Origin of the sequence: Kocuria oxytropis, from assembly GCF_040981195.1 — a bacterium.
Taxonomy (GTDB): domain Bacteria; phylum Actinomycetota; class Actinomycetes; order Actinomycetales; family Micrococcaceae; genus Kocuria; species Kocuria oxytropis.
In genome coordinates this window covers 61,313-78,769 of sequence record NZ_JAVFXA010000006.1, presented here as the reverse complement: position 1 = coordinate 78,769, position 17,457 = coordinate 61,313, and the positions used below count along the sequence as shown (strand labels likewise).

Here is a 17,457-nt window from a genome sequence, read left to right as displayed (position 1 = left end):
CCGCGGACCGGGTCCGCCCGCCACGGCTCCAGCGCCCTGTACCTCGAACCCTGTTCTCGACTCTTGTTCTCGATTCTTCGGAGGAACTCCTTGACCCCGGTCAGCCTCGGCATGCCCGCCGCACCCCAGCCCGTCCTCTCCCCGCGCCGGAAGACGCGGCAGATCCGGGTGGGCTCCGTGGGCGTCGGCTCCGACTCGCCGGTGAGCGTGCAGTCCATGACGACCACCCCCACCACGGACATCAACGCGACCCTGCAGCAGATCGCCGAGCTCAACGCGACCGGCTGCGACATCGTCCGGGTCGCCTGCCCGTCCCAGGACGACGCCGACGCCCTGCCGATCATCGCGATGAAGTCCCCGATCCCGGTGATCGCCGACATCCACTTCCAGCCGAAGTACGTCTACGCCGCCATCGAGGCCGGCTGCGCGGCCGTGCGGGTGAACCCGGGCAACATCCGCAAGTTCGACGACCAGGTGGGGCAGATCGCCCGGGAGGCCAAGGCCGCCGGGGTGTCCATCCGGATCGGCGTGAACGCGGGCTCGCTCGACCAGCGGATCATGGACCGGTACGGCAAGGCCACCCCGGAGGCCCTCGTGGAGTCCGCGGTGTGGGAGGCGTCCCTGTTCGAGGAGCACGACTTCCACGACTTCAAGATCTCCGTGAAGCACAACGACCCGGTCACCATGGTCCGGGCCTACCAGATGCTCGCCGAGCGCGGGGACTGGCCCCTGCACCTCGGGGTGACCGAGGCCGGGCCCGCCTTCCAGGGCACCATCAAGTCGGCGACCGCCTTCGGCGCCCTGCTCTCCCAGGGGATCGGGGACACCATCCGGGTCTCGCTCTCGGCCCCGCCGGTCGAGGAGGTCAAGGTCGGCAACCAGATCCTGCAGTCCCTGGGCCTGCGCCCGCGCAAGCTCGAGATCGTCTCCTGCCCCTCGTGCGGCCGCGCCCAGGTGGACGTCTACAGCCTCGCGGACGAGGTGACGGCGGGCCTCGAGGGCCTCACCGTGCCGCTGCGGGTGGCCGTCATGGGCTGCGTGGTCAACGGCCCGGGCGAGGCCCGCGAGGCCGACCTCGGCGTGGCCTCCGGCAACGGCAAGGGCCAGATCTTCGTCAAGGGCGAGGTCGTGAAGACCGTCCCCGAGGACCGGATCGTGGAGACCCTGATCGAGGAGGCCAACCGCATCGCCGCCGAGATGGACACGGACGAGAACGGGGAGAGCACGGCGGGCAGTCCCGTCGTGAGCGTCAGCTGACGGGCCGGTGACGGGCGGTTGAGGACGCAGCGGAGGACGGCGCCGCGGCTGGTGCCGGCGGGGGAGGTCGACCCCGCGCAGCTGGACCGGCTGCTCGGGGCGGACCCGGTCGCCCACGCCTTCGTGGCCGCCCACGTCGAGTCCTACCGCCGGAGCGCGGGCTCCCGGATCCCGCCCCTGATCGGCACCGCGGGCCCGGACGGGGAGCTGACCGGCGCCTGCTGGGTGGGCACGAACGTGGTGCCCGTGGCGCTCGACGCCCAGGGCCTGGACCTCGTCGCCGGGCACCTGCGGCGGGGCGGGTCCCGGCACGCCTCGCTCTTCGGCCCCGCCGAGCTCGTGCTCGGGCTGTGGGAGCGCGTGGAGCGCACCTGGCCCCGGCCCTTCGACCTGCGGCCCGTCCAGCCGCTGCTCGCCATCGACCACGACCCGGTGCCCGAGCCCCACCCCGGCGTCCGCGTGGCGCGGCCCGAGGACCTGCCCGCCGTGCTCCCGGCGAGCGCGGCCATGTTCGAGGAGGAGGTCGGCTACTCCCCGTACACGGGCGGCGACCGCGGCTACCGGGACCGGGTCGGCGCGCTCGTCGAGGCGGGCCGCTGCCTCGTGCTGACCGACGACCGCGGCCGGGTGGTGTTCAAGGCCGACCTCGGCTCGGTGGTGCGCGGGGTGGCGCAGGTGCAGGGCGTGTGGGTCGATCCCGCCCACCGCGGACAGGGTCTGGCGGCGCCCTGCATGGCCGCCGCCGTGCGTCTCGCCCGGGCCCGCACCCCCGTGGTCAGCCTCTACGTCAACGACTACAACGTCCGGGCGCTCGCCACCTACCGGCGGGTCGGCTTCGAGCGGGTCGGGACCTTCGCCACCGTGCTGCTCTGAGGCCGGCCGCCCGGAGGCACCGCGCGGCGCGCGCCGGGCGGGGGTGTAGATTTGACCGGAATCAGCGGCGCCGTCGGCGCCGCCCACCCTCTTGACGCCCGGGCCCGGCCGCTGTGTGCCGCGCTCCCCGGGAGAAACGGAGCCCACGTGGCGCTGCGCCTCTCCTCCCTGTTCCTGCGGACCCTCCGCGAAGACCCGGTCGACGCCGAGGTGGACAGCCACCGGCTGCTCGTCCGGGCGGGCTACATCCGCCGCGCCGCCCCGGGGATCTACACCTGGCTGCCCATGGGCCTGCGGGTGCTCGGGCGGGTGGAGCAGGTGGTGCGCGAGGAGATGGGCGCGATCGGGGCGCAGGAGGTGCACTTCCCCGCGCTGCTGCCGCGCGAGCCCTACGAGGTGACCAACCGGTGGACCGAGTACGGCGAGAACCTGTTCCGGCTGAAGGACCGGAAGGAGGCCGACTACCTCCTGGCGCCCACGCACGAGGAGATGTTCACCCTGCTCGTCAAGGACCTGTACTCGTCGTACAAGGACCTGCCCGTGACGCTCTACCAGATCCAGGCGAAGTACCGGGACGAGGCGCGTCCGCGGGCGGGGCTGCTGCGGGGGCGGGAATTCGTCATGAAGGACTCCTACTCCTTCGACGTCGACGACGCCGGGCTCGACGAGTCCTACGCCAGGCACCGCGAGGCCTACGTGCGGATCTTCGAGCGGCTCGGCCTGCCCGTGGTCGCCGTCTCGGCCCAGTCCGGGGCGATGGGCGGCTCCCGCTCCGAGGAGTTCCTGCACCCCACGCCCATCGGGGAGGACACCTTCGTGCGCTCGCCCGGCGGCTACGCCGCCAACGTCGAGGCGGTGACCACCGTGGTGCCCGAGGAGCGCGACCTCGCCGGCGCCCCCGAGGCCCGGGTGCTCGAGACCCCGGACAGCCCCACGATCGACACCCTCGTGGAGCGCTCGAACGAGCTGCACCCGCGGTCCGAGGGCGCCTGGACCGCCGCCGACACGCTCAAGAACGTGGTCCTGGCCGTGGTCCTGCCCGACGGCACGCGGCGGCTCGTGGCGGTGGGGCTGCCCGGCGACCGTGCGGTGGACCTCAAGCGCATCGAGGCCGGCATCGGCGCCGCCCTGGACGTCTCCGGCGAGCTGCTGGTCGAGCAGGCCGGCGACGAGGACCTGCGCGCCTGCCCCCTGCTCGTCAAGGGCTACATCGGCCCGGGCCTGTCGCTCGACCAGGCCGTGCTCGGCGAGGAGTCCGCGACCGGCATCCCCTTCTTCGTGGACCCGCGCGTGGTCCGCGGCACCCGCTGGATCACCGGCGCGAACGTCGCCGGCCAGCACGTCTACGACCTCGCGGCCGGGCGCGACTTCGTCTGGGACGGCGTCATCGAGTGCGCGGAGGTCCGGGCGGGCGATCCCGCCCCGGACGGCTCCGGCCCGCTCGAGGCGGCCCGTGGCATCGAGATGGGGCACATCTTCCAGCTGGGCCGCAAGTACGCGGAGGCGCTGGGGCTGCGGGTCCTGGACCGCAACGGCAAGCTGGTCACGGTGACCATGGGCTCCTACGGGATCGGCGTCACCCGGGCCGTGGCGGCCCTGGCCGAGGCCTACCACGACGACAAGGGCCTGATCTGGCCCCGCCAGGTCGCCCCGGCGGACGTCCACGTGGTCGCCACCGGCAAGGGTCCCGAGGTGCTCGAGGAGGCCGAGCGGATCGTGGCCGAGCTGGAGGCGGAAGGCCTGGAGGTGCTCTTCGACGACCGGCCCAAGGTCTCCCCGGGCGTGAAGTTCGGCGACGCGGAGCTGCTCGGCGTACCCACCGTGCTGGTGGTCGGCCGCGGCCTCAAGGACGGCGTGCTCGAGCTCAAGGACCGCGCGAGCGGCAGCAGCGAGGACGTCCCGCGCGAGGGCGTCGCCCCGGTGGTCGCCGCGGCCGTGCGCGGCTGAGCCCGTGCAGGGGCTCGCCGCCTGGCTCGGGCCCTCCGGCCTGGAGCAGATGGACCCCGGCGTGGTCGTCCTGCTGGTGGCCGCCGGGCTCGCCGCGGGCTTCGTGGACGCGGTGGTCGGCGGCGGCGGGCTGCTGCAGCTGCCCGTGGTCCTCATGGTCCCGGGGATCAGCCCCGTGCAGGCGCTGGCGACCAACAAGATGGGCTCCGTGTTCGGCACGGCCACGAGCGCGGTGACGTTCTACCGCCGCACGTCCCCCGACCTGCGCACGGCGCTGCCCATGGCCGGGGTGGCCCTGGTCGGCAGCTTCGGCGGGGCGGCGCTGGCCGCGTCCCTGCCCGAGGAGGTGTTCCGGCCCATCATCCTGGCCGCGCTCGTGGCCGTGCTCCTGTTCACCGTGGCCCGGCCCACCGTGGGCCAGCTCACCGAGCTGCGGCACAGCGGGGCGAGGCACTACGGCACCGCGATGGTCATCGGCACGGTCATCGGCTTCTACGACGGCGTGATGGGCCCGGGCACCGGGTCGTTCCTGGTCATCGCCATGATCACGCTGCTGGGCTACAGCTTCCTGGCCGCGAGCGCCAAGGCGAAGATCGTCAACCTCGCCACCAACGTGGGGGCGCTCGTGTTCTTCTTCGGCCACGGCTCCGTGCTCTGGGGCCTGGGCCTGGTGCTCGGGCTGTCCAACATGCTCGGCGGCTACCTCGGGGCGCGCACGGCCGTGGCCCGCGGCAGCCGCTTCATCCGTGTGGTGTTCCTCACCGTGGTGTCGCTGCTCATCCTCAAGCTGGGCGTCGACGTGCTGCGCGGGGCCTGAGCCGCCCGCCGGTCCCGTCGCCCCGCACCCTCGGGGCGCGCAGGAGGTCCGCACCACCAGGGGCGCGGACCGGCCGATCACCCGGGAGGGTCGCCGGGGACCACGCCGGGCAGGGCGTCGACGTCCCCGGTGAGCTCGGCGCGCCAGCCGGTCGCGCGCTCGAGCGCCAGGACCGCCCAGCACCGGGCGCCGGCGTCCCCCCGGGCGAGGACGTGGGCGGCCGCCGCCTGCACGTCCCCGGCCACGGTGCCGGCGGTCCGCCCGGGGTGCTCCCGCACGCCGTCCGGCAGGACGTAGGCGCCCGCCCGCAGCCCCGGCTCGGCCGCGAGCACGTGCCGGGCGGTCGGCAGCTCCAGCAGGTCCTCGACGTCCTCCCGGACCCGGTCCGGCAGCCCGGCGGGCACGTCGTCCCCGGCCGGGCCGGCCGTGCGGGCGGCCAGCGCCTCGGCCGCGTAGCCGGCGCGGTCCAGCGCCGACCACAGGACGGCGGCGGGGGCGCCGGCCCCGCCGGGCGGGGCCTCCGCGGGCACCTCGCAGAGCGCGTCTCCGGCCGGCGCCGCGGCCCCGGTCGGGACCGGCTGCCGGGACGCCGTCGTGCGCGAGACCGCCGCGGCCGCGAGCACCCGCGCCAGGGCGGGGTCCTGCGCGCTCATGGCGTCCTGGGCCAGGACCGCGGCCGTCGAGCTCAGGGCGGCGGGCGGCGTGCTGCCCGCGTCCCCCGCGGAGGCCCCCGGGGCGGGGCGCCGCTCGCGGGCGGCGTCCCGCGTGCGCTCGTCGGGGGCGGGACCGAGGGCCTCGAGCTGGCGGGCCAGGTCCGCGCGCACGTCCTCCCGCCGCACAGCGGGCTCCGGGCCCGGGGACGGGCTCCCCAGCAGCGCCTCGGTGCGCAGCCACGCGTCGGCCCGCACGACCTCGTCCGCCGGCACCGGCCGGCCCGGGTCCTGCCACCACGCCCCGGCGATCCCGGTCAGCAGCAGGACGCCCAGCAGCACCGGGAGCACCCGGGACGAGGCGGGCGTGCGGGGGTCGGTCACCGGGAGGCTCCTGGGGGAGGGGGTGTGCGGGGGCGCGTTCATCATAGGATCTCCTGGACCGACCCCGCCGACCCGAGCGCACCAGGAGACCCCGTGAGCGAGCACAGCACCACCGGACCCGACGACCAGCTCCGGCTGGCCGAGCTGATCCGCCCGGCCGTGGAGGAGTCCGGCCTCGTCCTCGAGGACGTCGCCCTGAAGCCGTCCGGCACCGGTCTCGTGCTGCAGGTGCTCGTGGACCTGCCGGAGGAGAGCACCGGCAGCGTGGACATCGACCGGATCGCCGAGGCCTCCCGCGCCGTGTCGGAGCTGCTCGATCGCACGGACCCCGTGCCCGGCTCCGCCTACGAGCTGGAGGTCTCCTCCCCGGGGGCCACCCGGGAGCTCACGGCGCCGCGGCACTGGCGGCGCTCGGTCGGCCGGCTGGTGCGCGTCACCCCGCTCGAGGGCGAGAAGTTCACGGCCCGCCTGCTCGAGGTGGAGCCCGCCGGGGTGGTCCTGCAGCGCAGCCACCAGGTCAAGAAGGGCATGCCGCCGCGGCTGCTGGAGCCGGAGCGCTGGGCCTTCGAGGCCGTGCGCCGTGCCCGGGTGGAGGTCGAGTTCACGGACTGACGGGGCCGGTCCCCGCGGCACGAGTGTAAGATGTGCCGTTGACACCGCGGCGTCCACCGGCGCCGCGGTCCACAGCGCGACGACCACCGAGTGCGACGACGGGTGTGCGAGCACGACCCGTGTCGGCGCCCCGTCATCCCCGACGGCGCGCCGCTGCGTCCCCGGGGGCCGACAGGTGAGGAAGGCCGGACATGGACATCGATATGAGCACCCTCCGACTGCTGGAGCGTGAGCGCGACATCCCCGTGGACCTGCTCATCCCCACCATCGAGCAGGCCCTCCTGCTCGCGTACCACAAGACCGCCGGCGCGCTCCCCGGAGCGCGCGCCGAGATCGAGCGCCGGTCCGGCCACGTCACCATCTGGGCCCCGGAGCTGGACGAGGACGGCGAGGCCGTCGGGGAGTTCGACGACACCCCGGCCGGCTTCGGGCGGATCGCCGCCTCCACGGCCCGCCAGGTCATCCTGCAGCGGCTGCGCGACGTCGAGGACGACGCCGTGCTGGGCCACTTCAAGGGCCGGGAGGGCGAGATCGTCTCCGGGCAGATCCAGCAGGGCCACAACCCCCACATGGTGCAGGTCGACCTCGGCACCGTGGAGGGCGTGCTGCCCCCGCACGAGCAGTCCCCCGGCGAGAAGTACCCGCACGGCGCCCGCATCCGCGCGTTCGTCGTCGAGGTCAAGCGCGGCATGAAGGGCCCGTCCATCACGCTCTCCCGCTCCCACCCGGACCTCGTGCGCCGCCTGTTCGAGATGGAGGTCCCCGAGATCGCGGACGGCACCGTGGAGATCATGGCCGTCGCCCGGGAGGCCGGGCACCGCACGAAGATCGCGGTGCGCGCCACCCAGTCCGGGATCAACGCCAAGGGCGCCTGCATCGGCGAGATGGGCTCCCGCGTGCGGGCCGTGATGAACGAGCTGCACGACGAGAAGATCGACATCGTCGACTGGTCCGACGACCCCGCCCGCTGCATCGCCAACGCCCTGTCCCCGGCCAAGGTGTCCCGGGTGAGCGTGCTCGACGAGCGGGCCCGCTCCTCGCGCGCCGTCGTCCCGGACGCCCAGCTGTCCCTGGCCATCGGCAAGGAGGGGCAGAACGCCCGCCTGGCGGCCAAGCTCACCGGCTGGAAGATCGACATCGTCCCGGAGTCCAAGGCCGCCGCCCGCGACTGATCCCCCGCCGGCCCGGCGGGACCCGCACCCTCGCCAGGGGCAGGTCCCGGGGTCCGGGCACGCCCGGTTTCGGCCCAGGGCGGTCCCCGGGATAGACTGGACAGCGGTCAGATTGTTGGTGGTCCCTGTCCGGTGCCGGCCCCGGCCCGCGCGGGACGTCCCCGACGTCCCGGCGCGAGACGAGGAGCGGCGAGCGAGTGAGTGCAGACTCCCGTCGCACGTGCATCGGATGCCGGACCACCGAACACCCTGACCAGCTCGTACGTGTGGTGACCGTGCCGACCGACGACGGCCTCCGGGCCGTGGTCGACCGGAACGGACGCCTCGGCGGTCGCGGAGCCTGGCTCCACCCCTCCCACGAGTGCCTGGACACGGCCCTGCGCCGGCGCGCCTTCCGGCGCGCGTTCCGGGCGGTCGTGGACACCGAGGCGGTCGCCCCCGAGCTGGAGGCCCTGCTGTCCACGGGGGCCGTCCGGCGACCGGGCGCACGAGTGCCGACCACAGCCGTCCCCCGGACGGCAGCCCGCGCGGTCCGACCGGACCGGTGACCACGTCCGTCCGCGGGTGCAGAACTGGAAAGCGAGTCAGAGAACCGATGGAAAACCGATGAGTGCCCAGCGATGAGTGCTTCGTTGTGCTCTGCCAACGGCCTCCCGCGACCCCGCGCCGTCACCGACGGCCGACGCTCCGGGAGCCTCAACGGAAAATAAGTGGTTCGTGCCTGTTTCGGTGCGGACCGAGACAGGAGAGAAGTGGCCAAGCCCCGCGTTCACGAGCTCGCGAAAGAGCTCGGAATAACGTCCAAGGAAGCGATCTCGACGCTTCAGACCCTGGGTGAGTTCGTCCGAGGCGCGTCCTCGACCGTCGAGCCGCCCGTCGCCAAGAAGCTGCGCTCCGCCCTCGCCGGCAAGGCCGAGAAGGCCGCGCAGCAGGCCCCGGCCGGCAAGCCCGCGCCCAAGCCCAGCACGTCGGCCAAGCCCGGCACGGCCGCACCCGCCCCGGGCCCGGCCGCCGCCAAGCCGGCCGCGAAGGCCCCCGAGCAGAAGCCCGCCGAGCAGAAGCCCGCGGAGCAGAAGCCGGCAGAGCAGAAGCCCGCCGCGAAGGCGCCCGAGCAGCCCTCGGCCCCCGAGCGCTCCGCGCCGCAGCGCCCGGCGTCCCCGGGCGCCAAGGCGCCCGCCCCGGGCCCGCGCCCCGGCAACAACCCGTTCGCCAGCCAGCAGGGCATGGGCCGCGGCGGAGCGCCCCGTCCGGGCTCCGCGGCGCCGCGCCCCGGTGGCACCGCGCCGCGTCCGGGCTCGGCCGCGCCGCGGCCGGGCGGTCCCCGGCCCGCCGGCCCGCGTCCCGGCAACAACCCGTTCGCCGCCCAGCAGGGTATGCGATCGGGCCGTCCCGAGCGCCAGGGCGGTCCCCGTCCGCAGGGCCAGGGCCAGGGCGGTCCGCGACCCCAGGGCCAGGGCCAGGGCGGTCCGCGTCCCCAGGGCGGTCCCCGCCCCGGCGGGGCGCGCCCCAGCCCGAACATGATGCCCGGGCACACCACCGGTGTGGCCCCGATCGGCTCGCGCCCGGCCGGCGGCGGCGCCGGCCCGCGCCGCGGCGGTCCCGGCGGCGGCGGGGGCGGGTTCTCCCGTCCCGGCGGCGGCCCCGGTCGCGGCGGCCGCGGCGGCACCCAGGGCGCCTTCGGGCGCGGCGGTGCCCGCGGCAAGCAGCGCAAGTCGAAGCGGGCGAAGCGCCAAGAGCTCGAGCAGATGAAGGCCCCGTCCGTCGGCGGCGTCTCCGTGCCCCACGGTGACGGCACCACGGTGGTGCGGCTGCGCCGCGGCGCATCCCTGACGGACTTCGCCGAGAAGATCAACGCGAACCCGGCCTCCCTCGTCACGGTGCTCATCCACCTCGGCGAGATGGCCACGCAGACGCAGTCCCTCGACGAGGAGACCTTCGAGCTGCTGGGCGCGGAGCTGGGCTACAAGATCCAGGTCGTCTCGCCGGAGGACGAGGAGCGCGAGCTCTTCGAGTCCTTCGACATCGACCTGGAGGCCGAGGCCGCCGCCGAGGGCGACGACGTCCTGGAGGCCCGTCCTCCGGTCGTCACCGTCATGGGCCACGTGGACCACGGCAAGACCCGCCTGCTCGACGCCATCCGCAACACCAAGGTGACCGAGGGGGAGGCCGGCGGCATCACCCAGCACATCGGCGCCTACCAGATCAGCACCGAGCTGGACGGCCAGGAGCGGGACATCACCTTCATCGACACCCCGGGCCACGAGGCGTTCACCGCCATGCGTGCCCGCGGTGCCCAGGTGACGGACATCGCCGTGCTCGTGGTCGCCGCGGACGACGGCGTCATGCCGCAGACGGTCGAGGCGCTCAACCACGCCCAGGCCGCCGGTGTGCCGATCGTGGTGGCGGTCAACAAGATCGACAAGCCCGAGGCGAACCCGGACAAGATCCGCGGCCAGCTCACCGAGTACGGCCTGGTCCCCGAGGAGTACGGCGGCGACACCATGTTCGTCGACGTCTCCGCGCGCCAGAACCTGAACATCGACGAGCTGCTGGACGCGATCGTGCTGACCGCGGACGGCGCGCTGGAGCTGCAGGCGAACCCGAACAAGGACGCCCGCGGCGTGGCCATCGAGGCGAACCTGGACAAGGGCCGCGGCGCGGTCTCGACCGTGCTCGTGCAGTCCGGCACGCTGCGCGTCGGCGACGCGATCGTCGCCGGTGCGGCCTACGGCCGCGTGCGCGCCATGTTCGACGAGAACGGCCAGGCCGTGGAGGAGGCCGGACCTTCGCGCCCCGTGCAGGTGCTGGGCCTGGACTCCGTGCCCCGGGCGGGCGACACGTTCCTCTCCACCCCCGAGGAGCGCACCGCTCGCCAGATCGCCGAGAAGCGCCAGGCGGCGGACCGCAACGCCCTGCTCGCCAAGCGCCGCAAGCGGATCACGCTCGAGTCCTTCGACGAGGCCGTGGCCGCCGGCAAGATCGACACGCTCAACCTCATCATCAAGGGCGACGTGTCCGGTGCCGTGGAGGCGCTCGAGGACTCGCTGCTCAAGATCGACGTGGGCGAGGAGGTCCAGCTGCGCGTCATCCACCGCGGTGTGGGCGCGATCACCCAGAACGACGTCAACCTGGCGACCGTGGACAACGCGATCATCATCGGCTTCAACGTCCGGCCCGCCGAGCGCGTGACGGAACTGGCCGACCGCGAGGGCGTCGAGATGAAGTTCTACTCGGTGATCTACAACGCCATCGACGACGTCGAGAGCGCGCTCAAGGGCATGCTCAAGCCGGAGTACGAGGAGGTGGAGCTCGGCACCGCCGAGATCCGCGAGGTGTACCGGTCCTCCAAGTGGGGCAACATCGCCGGTGCCTACATCACGAAGGGCACCATCCGGCGCAACGCCAAGGCCCGGCTGGTCCGCGACGGCAACGTGGTGGCGGACAACCTCACGATCGACTCGCTGCGCCGGTTCAAGGACGACGCGACCGAGGTCCGCGAGGGCTACGAGTGCGGTATCGGGCTCGGCTCCTTCAACGACATCCACGAGGGCGACCTCATCGAGACGTGGGAGATGCGCGAGAAGCCGCGCGCCTGACCCGTCCCGAGTCCCGCGCCCCGAGCGCGGGACACCCGCGGCGGCACGGGCGGGCCCAGCGCCCGCCTGTGCCGCCGCGACCGTTCCAGCACCGTCCCGACCCGAGGAGCACCCACCATGGCCGACGCAGCACGCGCCGCCCGACTCGCCGACCGGATCAAGGTCGTCGTGGCCCAGGCGCTCGAGCGCCGCGTGAAGGACCCGCGGCTGGGCTTCGTGACCATCACGGACGCCCGCGTCACCAACGACCTCCAGCACGCCACGCTGTACTACACGGTGTTCGGCACCGCCGAGGAGCAGGAGAGCACCCGCGCCGCCCTCGAGTCCGCCAAGGGCGTGCTGCGCAGCGAGGTCGGCCGGAACATCACGGCCCGTCTGACCCCCACCCTGACGTTCGTCCCGGACGAGATCCCCGTCAACGCCTCCCACCTCGAGGAGGTGCTGCGCGCGGCCAAGGAAAAGGACGCCGAGGTCGCCGCCCAGGCGGCGGGCGCCACCTGGGCCGCGGGGGAGGACCCCTACCGGAAGCCGGCCGAGGAGGACGACGAGTCCTCCGCGGACCGCTGAGCGGACAGGCACCGCGGACGTGACCCGCCCCACGCCTGACGTCCCGCGCCCGGACCCGTCCCTGCCGACGCCCTCCGGGCTCGTCGTCGTGGACAAGCCCGTCGGCTGGACCAGCCACGACGTCGTCGCGCGCACGCGCCGGCTCGCGGGCACCCGCAAGGTCGGCCACGCCGGGACGCTGGACCCCATGGCCACGGGCGTGCTCGTGCTCGGCGTGGACCGCGCCACCCGCCTCCTCACCTGGGTCGTGGGGCGGGACAAGACGTACGACGCGACGATCCGGCTCGGCCTGACCACCGTCACCGACGACGCCGAGGGCGAGGTCCTCGACGTCGCCGACCCCGCGGCCGTGGCCGCCGTGGACGAGGACGCGGTGGCCGCCGGCGTGGCCCGGCTCACCGGGGACCTCCAGCAGGTGCCCGCCAAGGTCAGCGCCATCAAGGTCGAGGGCCGCAGGGCCTACGCCCAGGTCCGGGCGGGCCGCGACGTCGAGCTGGCTGCGCGCCCCGTCACGGTCTCCGAGTTCGCCGTGCACCGGATCGGCCGGGGCGCCGACGAGGCCGGGCGCCCCGTGGTCGACGTCGACGTCACCGTCACCTGCAGCTCGGGCACCTACATCCGGGCCCTCGCCCGGGACCTCGGCGCCGACCTCGGGGTCGGCGGCCACCTGACGGCCCTGCGGCGCACCCGCGTGGGGGCATGGGGCCTCGGGCACGCGTCCACCCTCGAGGAGCTCGCCGCGGAGGTGGCCGCCGGCCGCCCGCTGCCCGTGACGAGCCTCGAGGACGCCGCCGCAGGACTGTTCCCCGCCCGCCGGCTGAGCGCCGCGGAGGCCGAGGACGTCGCGCACGGGCGCCGCACCGGCCCCAGCGACCCCGCTCCCGCGGCGGGCCCGCCGGACAACGACACGGTCACGGCCGGGTTCGCCCCCGACGGCCGGCTCGTGGCCCTGCTGTCCGACCGCGGCCACCGCGGCGAGCGCACCGCCAAGCCCGTGCTGGTCTTCCTCCCCGGCGAGCGGTTCACCGCGCCGCCGGAGGACCCCCTGGGGGAGCGCTGATGCTGGGCGGCTACGACGGCTGGTTCTGGGCCGCGGTCCTGCTGGGCGCCGTCTCCTTCCTGGTGTGCGCCGTGCAGGCCCTCCGGGGGCGGCGGCCCGACGACTGGACCCAGGGCTCCGTGCTGCTGCTGGAGGCGTTCCTGCTCGTCTACGCGGTGGGCACGGTGGTCATGCACGTGCTGGGGCCGGGCCCCACCGGGTCGGCCCTCGAGTACTGGGGCTACCTGCTGACGGCCCTGCTCATCCCCGCAGGGACCTTCGTGTGGTCGCTCGTGGAGCGCTCGGGCTGGTCCAACTGGGTGCTCGCCGCCGCGGGGCCCGTGGTCGCGATCATGGTCTACCGCATGAACGTCATCTGGTACTACCAGTGAGTCCCCGTCCCGATCCCGCAGGAGAGACCCCGATGTCCCACGAGCCCCCGGAGCAGGGCCCCACCCGGCTGCAGCAGCGCTTCGGGCCCGGCACGGGCCCGGTGCGCGGCGATCGCAAGTCCTCCGGCTTCGGCCGGCTCGTGGTCGTGGTCTACGCTGTGTTCTCCCTCTCGGCAGGCGTCCGCTCGCTGTACCAGATCCTCACCGACCTCGGGACGGCACCGCTGCCGTACCTGCTCTCGGCGTTCGCCGCCGCCGTCTACGTGGTGGCCACCGTGGCCCTGGCCCGGCCCGGTCCGCGCTGGCACCGGCTGGCCACGGCGGCCGTGGGCGTGGAGCTGCTCGGCGTGCTGGGCGTGGGCCTGCTGTCGGTGCTCGCCCCGCAGCTGTTCCCCGAGGCCAGCGTGTGGTCGCACTTCGGGCAGGACTACGGCTACGTCCCGCTGGTGCTGCCGGTGGTGGGTCTCGCGTGGCTGCGGCGCTCGCGACCGCGCGGCGGGACCGCCGACTGACCCCCGCCGCCCGCTCCGACCGTCCGCGCGTCCCCTCCGCCCGTCCCGCTCCTCCGCCCGACCCGCTGCGCGCGGCGCCCCGGCACGCACCGGGTAGGCTCGGTCGCGGGCCGAGCGCCCCGCACCTGCCGAAAGGAACCCCGCCGATGCCCGTACGCCCCGACGGCGCCGAGGACTACGACGTCCCCGTCCTGACCGACGGCACCGTGGTGCTGCGCCGGCTCGAGGAGCACGACGTGCCGCAGCTGGCCCGCAACTGCGCGGACCCCGAGGCCGCGGAGTTCACCACCGTGCCCCTCGGCTACACCGAGGAGGACGCCCGCTGGTACGTCGGGGAGTTCGTCCCCGGCGCCTGGCGCGCCGGCCGCGAGTACAACTGGGCCGCGGCGGACGCCCGCACCGACCGCCTGCTCGGCACCGTGGGCCTCAACGCCCTGCGGGGCACCACGGCCGACATCGGGCTCAACTTCGGCCCCCACGCCCGCGGCACCGGGGCCGCGGAGGCCGCCTGCCGGCTGTTGCTCGAGCACGCCTTCGGCACCCTGGGCCTCACCCACGCCTACTGGATGGCCAAGGTGCCCAACTGGGCCAGCCGCAAGCTCGCCTGGCGTCTCGGGTTCCGCTCCCCGGTGCGGATCGACGGGTTCATGGAGCAGCGCGGCGCCTCGGTCGACGCCTGGGTCCTGACGCTCGGGGCGCACGATCCGCGCGTCCCGCAGAGCCCCTGGGACGGCCCGCCGCCCCCGGCCCCCGGGGCGGGGGACCCCGGCGACCCGCACCGCCCGGGACCCCGCTGAGCCCCGCACCGACCCGGCCCGCACCCCGACCCGCTCCGTTCCTGCCTGTTCCGTTCCTGCGAGGAGAACCGTGTACCGCTGGCGAGATCTCTCTGACGTCCCCCCGGGCTTCGGCCCGTCGGTGGTCACCATCGGCAATTTCGACGGTGTCCACCGGGGTCACCAGCGGGTGCTGTCCCAGCTCGTCGACTCCGCCCGCGAGCGCGGCTGGTCCTCGGTGGTCGTGACGTTCGACCCCCACCCCGCGCAGGTGCACCGCCCCGGGAGCCACCCGGGTCTGATCATGGGCACCGAGGACAAGCTGGACGCCCTCGAGCACACCGGCGCGGACGCCGCCCTCGTGCTCGAGTACACCCTCGAGTTCGCGGACCAGACCACGGAGCAGTTCGTGCTGACCACCCTCGTGGAGCCCCTCGGCGCGCGCTGCCTGGTGGTGGGCGCGGACACGCGCCTGGGCAAGGACAACACCGGCAACATCGACACGCTGCGCGAGCTGGGCCGGCGGCACGGGTTCGAGGTCCGCGTGGTCGACGACCTGCTCGACCCCCTGCACGAGGAGCACCCGGAGCACGCCCCGGACGCGACCGGCGCGGGAGGCCGGCGCTGCTCCTCGACGTGGATCCGGTCCTGCCTGCAGGCGGGGGACGTGCGCGCTGCCGCCCGGCTGCTCGGACGCCACCACCGGATGCGCGGCGAGGTGGTGCACGGGGCCGCCCGGGGGCGGGAGCTGGGCTATCCCACGGCCAACCTGTCCCCGGACGCGGCCGGGTTCGTGCCCGCGGACGGGGTGTACGCCGGGTGGCTGGTCGACGCCTCGGGCACCCGCCGGCCCACCGCGATCTCCGTGGGCTCCAACCCGACCTTCGAGAACGTGCCCCGCCAGGTCGAGGCGCACGTCATCGACCGCCCCGAGGAGCGGGTCGAGGACTTCGACCTCTACGGCCAGGAGGTGGTCGTGGAGTTCGTGGCCCGGCTGCGCGGGATGGTCGCCTACGAGGGCGTCGACAAGCTGATCGCCCAGATGGAGGACGACGTCGAGCGCACCCGGGAGATCCTGGCCGCCGAGGCCTGAGTCCCGGCGCACCGCCCAGCGCCGTCGCGCCGCACCGGCCCGGTCACCGGTCCTCGGGGACCGGCGGTGACCGGTGCTCCGGCACGCCTGCCCGGTCACACCGGACCGGTCACATCTCCTCGTGCGTGTTCGGGTCGAAGCCGGAGCCGCTGATCCCGGTGTGCAGCATCCGCATCCGCTGCATCTGGTCCTCGTCCAGCTCCCAGTCGAAGACGTCGAGGTTCTCGGCCATGCGCCGGGGGTCGGAGCTCTTCGGGATCGGCACGGTGCGCGACTGCAGGTGCCAGCGCAGGACGACCTGCGCGGGGGTGCGGCCGGTCCGCCGGGCGATCTGCGCGATCCACTCGTGCTGGAGCAGGTCGGTCTTGCGGCCCAGCGGGGACCAGGCCTGGGTGACGATGCGGTGCTCCTCGTGGAACTCCCGCAGCCGCTCCTGCTGGTACTGCGGGTGGAGCTCCACCTGGTTCACCGCCGGCGTCTCGCCGGTCTCCTCGACCAGGCGCCGGATGTGGGCCGGGGTGAAGTTGGACACCCCCACCGAGCGCACCAGGCCCTCCTGGCGCAGCTCCAGCATGGTCCGCCACGTCTCGACGTAGCGGCCGACCGAGGGGTTCGGCCAGTGGATGAGGTAGAGGTCGACGTGGTCGGTGCCCAGCCGCCGCAGGGAGCCCTCGAGCGAGCGGCGCACGGAGTCCGTGCCGTGGTCGCGGCCCGGCAGCTTGGTGGTCAGGAACAGCTCGCCGCGCGGCACCCCGGCCGCCGCGATCGCGCGGCCCACGCCCGTCTCGTTGCCGTAGTTCACGGCCGTGTCCACCATCCGGTACCCCAGCATCAGGGCCTCGGCGACGTCGGCCTCCGCCGCGGCGTCGTCCATGGGATAGGTGCCCAGCCCGATCGCGGGGATCCTCCGGCCGTCCCGCATCGTGTGCGTGCGGTCGGCGACCGCCAGGCCCTGCCCGTCCTTCTCGTCCTTGCTCACGTGCTGCTCCTGCTCGTCTCGTCGTGCTCGTCCCGTGGTGGCCGTCCCGGGCGCCCGGGCGCCCGGGACGGGTGCTCCTCCCATCTTGGCCCACCGGCGGGGGAGCGCCCACCCCCGCGCGCCGCGCGGGCCGAGGGTGGGGCGCCGGGCCCGCGTCCGCTAGACTGGACCGCGGTCCGACTGCAGTCCGTGGTTGTCGGACCCCCGGGCACCCCGGGACCCGGCGACGAGCCCGTCGTCCGGGCCGCACGGTACTGACTCGAACGGAGTTACACGTGGCACTCGACGCCGCCATCAAGCAGGAGATCATCAAGGACTTCGCCACCCACGAGGGCGACACCGGTTCGCCCGAGGTGCAGATCGCGGTCCTGACCCGCCGGATCGCCGATCTGACGGAGCACCTGAAGCAGCACAAGCACGACCACCACACCCGCCGCGGCCTCATGGCCCTGGTCGGTCGCCGTCGCCGCATGCTGACCTACCTGCGCGACACCGACATCACGCGCTACCGCACGCTCATCGAGCGGCTCGGCCTGCGCCGCTAGTCGGCCCCCGGCGGCGTCCCCCCGGCGACGGGAGGACGCCGCCGAGCACCGCGCCCGCCCGGCACGGCAGCCGGACGGGCCACGCACCACAGAGACAGCACCAACGAACACCAGACGGGGCCACCGCGCCGATCATTCGCGGTCCTCGGTAGTGATCTCCGGACACCGGACGGCCCAGGGCGGCCCCGGACCTTCCGTGGATCTCGATCGAAGACCGGGTGTCGCGCGGACGGTCCCGCCCACACG

At 74.4% G+C, this 17,457-nt stretch carries 17 protein-coding genes; 15 read left to right on the top strand and 2 right to left on the bottom strand.

Features of this window, described 5'->3' with window-relative positions; genetic code table 11:
- The first annotated feature begins 90 nt into the window (after positions 1–90).
- The 4 genes from ispG to QYM41_RS08020 all read left to right on the top strand — a co-directional run bounded on the left by ispG (position 91) and on the right by QYM41_RS08020 (position 4,894).
- Complete coding sequence (gene ispG, locus QYM41_RS08035) at positions 91–1,257, top strand: flavodoxin-dependent (E)-4-hydroxy-3-methylbut-2-enyl-diphosphate synthase (protein WP_368799216.1); 1,167 nt, start codon at positions 91–93, stop codon at positions 1,255–1,257.
- A 51-nt stretch (positions 1,258–1,308) separates the two neighbouring features.
- Positions 1,309–2,130 (top strand): GNAT family N-acetyltransferase, encoded by an 822-nt coding sequence (locus tag QYM41_RS08030; RefSeq protein ID WP_368799215.1) that lies wholly within the window; start codon positions 1,309–1,311, stop codon positions 2,128–2,130.
- Positions 2,131–2,277: 147 nt separating this feature from the next.
- The gene (locus tag QYM41_RS08025) at positions 2,278–4,077 is read left to right on the top strand and encodes a proline--tRNA ligase (protein WP_368799214.1); all 1,800 of its coding nucleotides are present in this window, start codon (positions 2,278–2,280) and stop codon (positions 4,075–4,077) included.
- A 49-nt stretch (positions 4,078–4,126) separates the two neighbouring features.
- Complete coding sequence (locus QYM41_RS08020; RefSeq protein WP_368799337.1) at positions 4,127–4,894, top strand: TSUP family transporter; 768 nt, start codon at positions 4,127–4,129, stop codon at positions 4,892–4,894.
- 77 nt (positions 4,895–4,971) lie between these two features.
- Here QYM41_RS08020 and QYM41_RS08015 read toward each other — a convergent pair whose 3' ends face one another.
- A complete protein-coding gene (locus tag QYM41_RS08015; protein WP_368799213.1) occupies positions 4,972–5,928 on the bottom strand; it encodes a hypothetical protein in 957 nt (318 codons plus the stop codon).
- Between the two features lie 93 nt (positions 5,929–6,021).
- On the opposite strand from QYM41_RS08015, the gene rimP reads away from it, so the two are divergent.
- The 10 genes from rimP to QYM41_RS07965 all read left to right on the top strand — a co-directional run bounded on the left by rimP (position 6,022) and on the right by QYM41_RS07965 (position 15,687).
- Complete coding sequence (rimP, locus tag QYM41_RS08010; RefSeq protein WP_368799212.1) at positions 6,022–6,540, top strand: ribosome maturation factor RimP; 519 nt, start codon at positions 6,022–6,024, stop codon at positions 6,538–6,540.
- A 191-nt stretch (positions 6,541–6,731) separates the two neighbouring features.
- Complete coding sequence (gene nusA / locus QYM41_RS08005; RefSeq protein WP_368799211.1) at positions 6,732–7,712, top strand: transcription termination factor NusA; 981 nt, start codon at positions 6,732–6,734, stop codon at positions 7,710–7,712.
- A gap of 197 nt (positions 7,713–7,909) precedes the next feature.
- Positions 7,910–8,260, top strand: a complete 351-nt coding sequence (locus QYM41_RS08000) for a YlxR family protein (RefSeq protein WP_368799210.1) — start codon at positions 7,910–7,912, stop codon at positions 8,258–8,260.
- A gap of 204 nt (positions 8,261–8,464) precedes the next feature.
- Positions 8,465–11,308 carry a translation initiation factor IF-2 gene (gene infB / locus QYM41_RS07995; protein ID WP_368799209.1) on the top strand — a complete coding sequence of 948 codons (2,844 nt, stop codon included), beginning with the start codon at positions 8,465–8,467 and terminating at the stop codon, positions 11,306–11,308.
- Between the two features lie 117 nt (positions 11,309–11,425).
- Positions 11,426–11,875, top strand: a complete 450-nt coding sequence (gene rbfA, locus QYM41_RS07990; RefSeq protein ID WP_368799208.1) for a 30S ribosome-binding factor RbfA — start codon at positions 11,426–11,428, stop codon at positions 11,873–11,875.
- A 19-nt stretch (positions 11,876–11,894) separates the two neighbouring features.
- Positions 11,895–12,935 carry a tRNA pseudouridine(55) synthase TruB gene (gene truB / locus QYM41_RS07985; RefSeq protein WP_368799207.1) on the top strand — a complete coding sequence of 347 codons (1,041 nt, stop codon included), beginning with the start codon at positions 11,895–11,897 and terminating at the stop codon, positions 12,933–12,935.
- The gene (locus QYM41_RS07980; RefSeq protein WP_368799206.1) at positions 12,935–13,306 is read left to right on the top strand and encodes a hypothetical protein; all 372 of its coding nucleotides are present in this window, start codon (positions 12,935–12,937) and stop codon (positions 13,304–13,306) included. The genes truB and QYM41_RS07980 overlap by 1 nt, the downstream gene beginning before the upstream one ends.
- Before the next feature lie 32 nt (positions 13,307–13,338).
- On the top strand, positions 13,339–13,818 hold the full coding sequence (locus tag QYM41_RS07975; protein ID WP_368799205.1) for a hypothetical protein: 480 nt from the start codon (positions 13,339–13,341) through the stop codon (positions 13,816–13,818).
- Positions 13,819–13,964: 146 nt separating this feature from the next.
- Complete coding sequence (locus QYM41_RS07970) at positions 13,965–14,615, top strand: GNAT family N-acetyltransferase (protein WP_368799204.1); 651 nt, start codon at positions 13,965–13,967, stop codon at positions 14,613–14,615.
- A 70-nt stretch (positions 14,616–14,685) separates the two neighbouring features.
- Positions 14,686–15,687, top strand: a complete 1,002-nt coding sequence (locus QYM41_RS07965; protein WP_368799203.1) for a bifunctional riboflavin kinase/FAD synthetase — start codon at positions 14,686–14,688, stop codon at positions 15,685–15,687.
- 109 nt (positions 15,688–15,796) lie between these two features.
- On the opposite strand, the gene QYM41_RS07960 is transcribed toward QYM41_RS07965, so the two are convergent.
- Positions 15,797–16,609 (bottom strand): aldo/keto reductase, encoded by an 813-nt coding sequence (locus tag QYM41_RS07960; protein WP_438612566.1) that lies wholly within the window; start codon positions 16,607–16,609, stop codon positions 15,797–15,799.
- A gap of 332 nt (positions 16,610–16,941) precedes the next feature.
- Here QYM41_RS07960 and rpsO point away from each other — a divergent pair, with 332 nt between their 5' ends.
- Entirely contained in the window at positions 16,942–17,211 is a 270-nt protein-coding gene (gene rpsO, locus QYM41_RS07955; RefSeq protein WP_017832923.1) for a 30S ribosomal protein S15, read from the top strand.
- The last annotated feature ends 246 nt before the right edge of the window (positions 17,212–17,457 follow it).

Bases quoted from the DNA above. Each gene is read 5' to 3' on its own strand.
- QYM41_RS08020 (WP_368799337.1), top strand. From the start codon at position 4,127: ATGGACCCCGGCGTGGTCGTCCTGCTGGTGGCCGCCGGGCTCGCCGCG.
- nusA (WP_368799211.1), top strand. From the start codon at position 6,732: ATGGACATCGATATGAGCACCCTCCGACTGCTGGAGCGTGAGCGCGAC.
- rbfA (WP_368799208.1), top strand. From the start codon at position 11,426: ATGGCCGACGCAGCACGCGCCGCCCGACTCGCCGACCGGATCAAGGTC.
- QYM41_RS07980 (WP_368799206.1), top strand. From the start codon at position 12,935: ATGCTGGGCGGCTACGACGGCTGGTTCTGGGCCGCGGTCCTGCTGGGC.
- QYM41_RS07975 (WP_368799205.1), top strand. From the start codon at position 13,339: ATGTCCCACGAGCCCCCGGAGCAGGGCCCCACCCGGCTGCAGCAGCGC.
- QYM41_RS07970 (WP_368799204.1), top strand. From the start codon at position 13,965: ATGCCCGTACGCCCCGACGGCGCCGAGGACTACGACGTCCCCGTCCTG.
- QYM41_RS07960 (WP_438612566.1), bottom strand. From the start codon at position 16,609: ATGCGGGACGGCCGGAGGATCCCCGCGATCGGGCTGGGCACCTATCCC.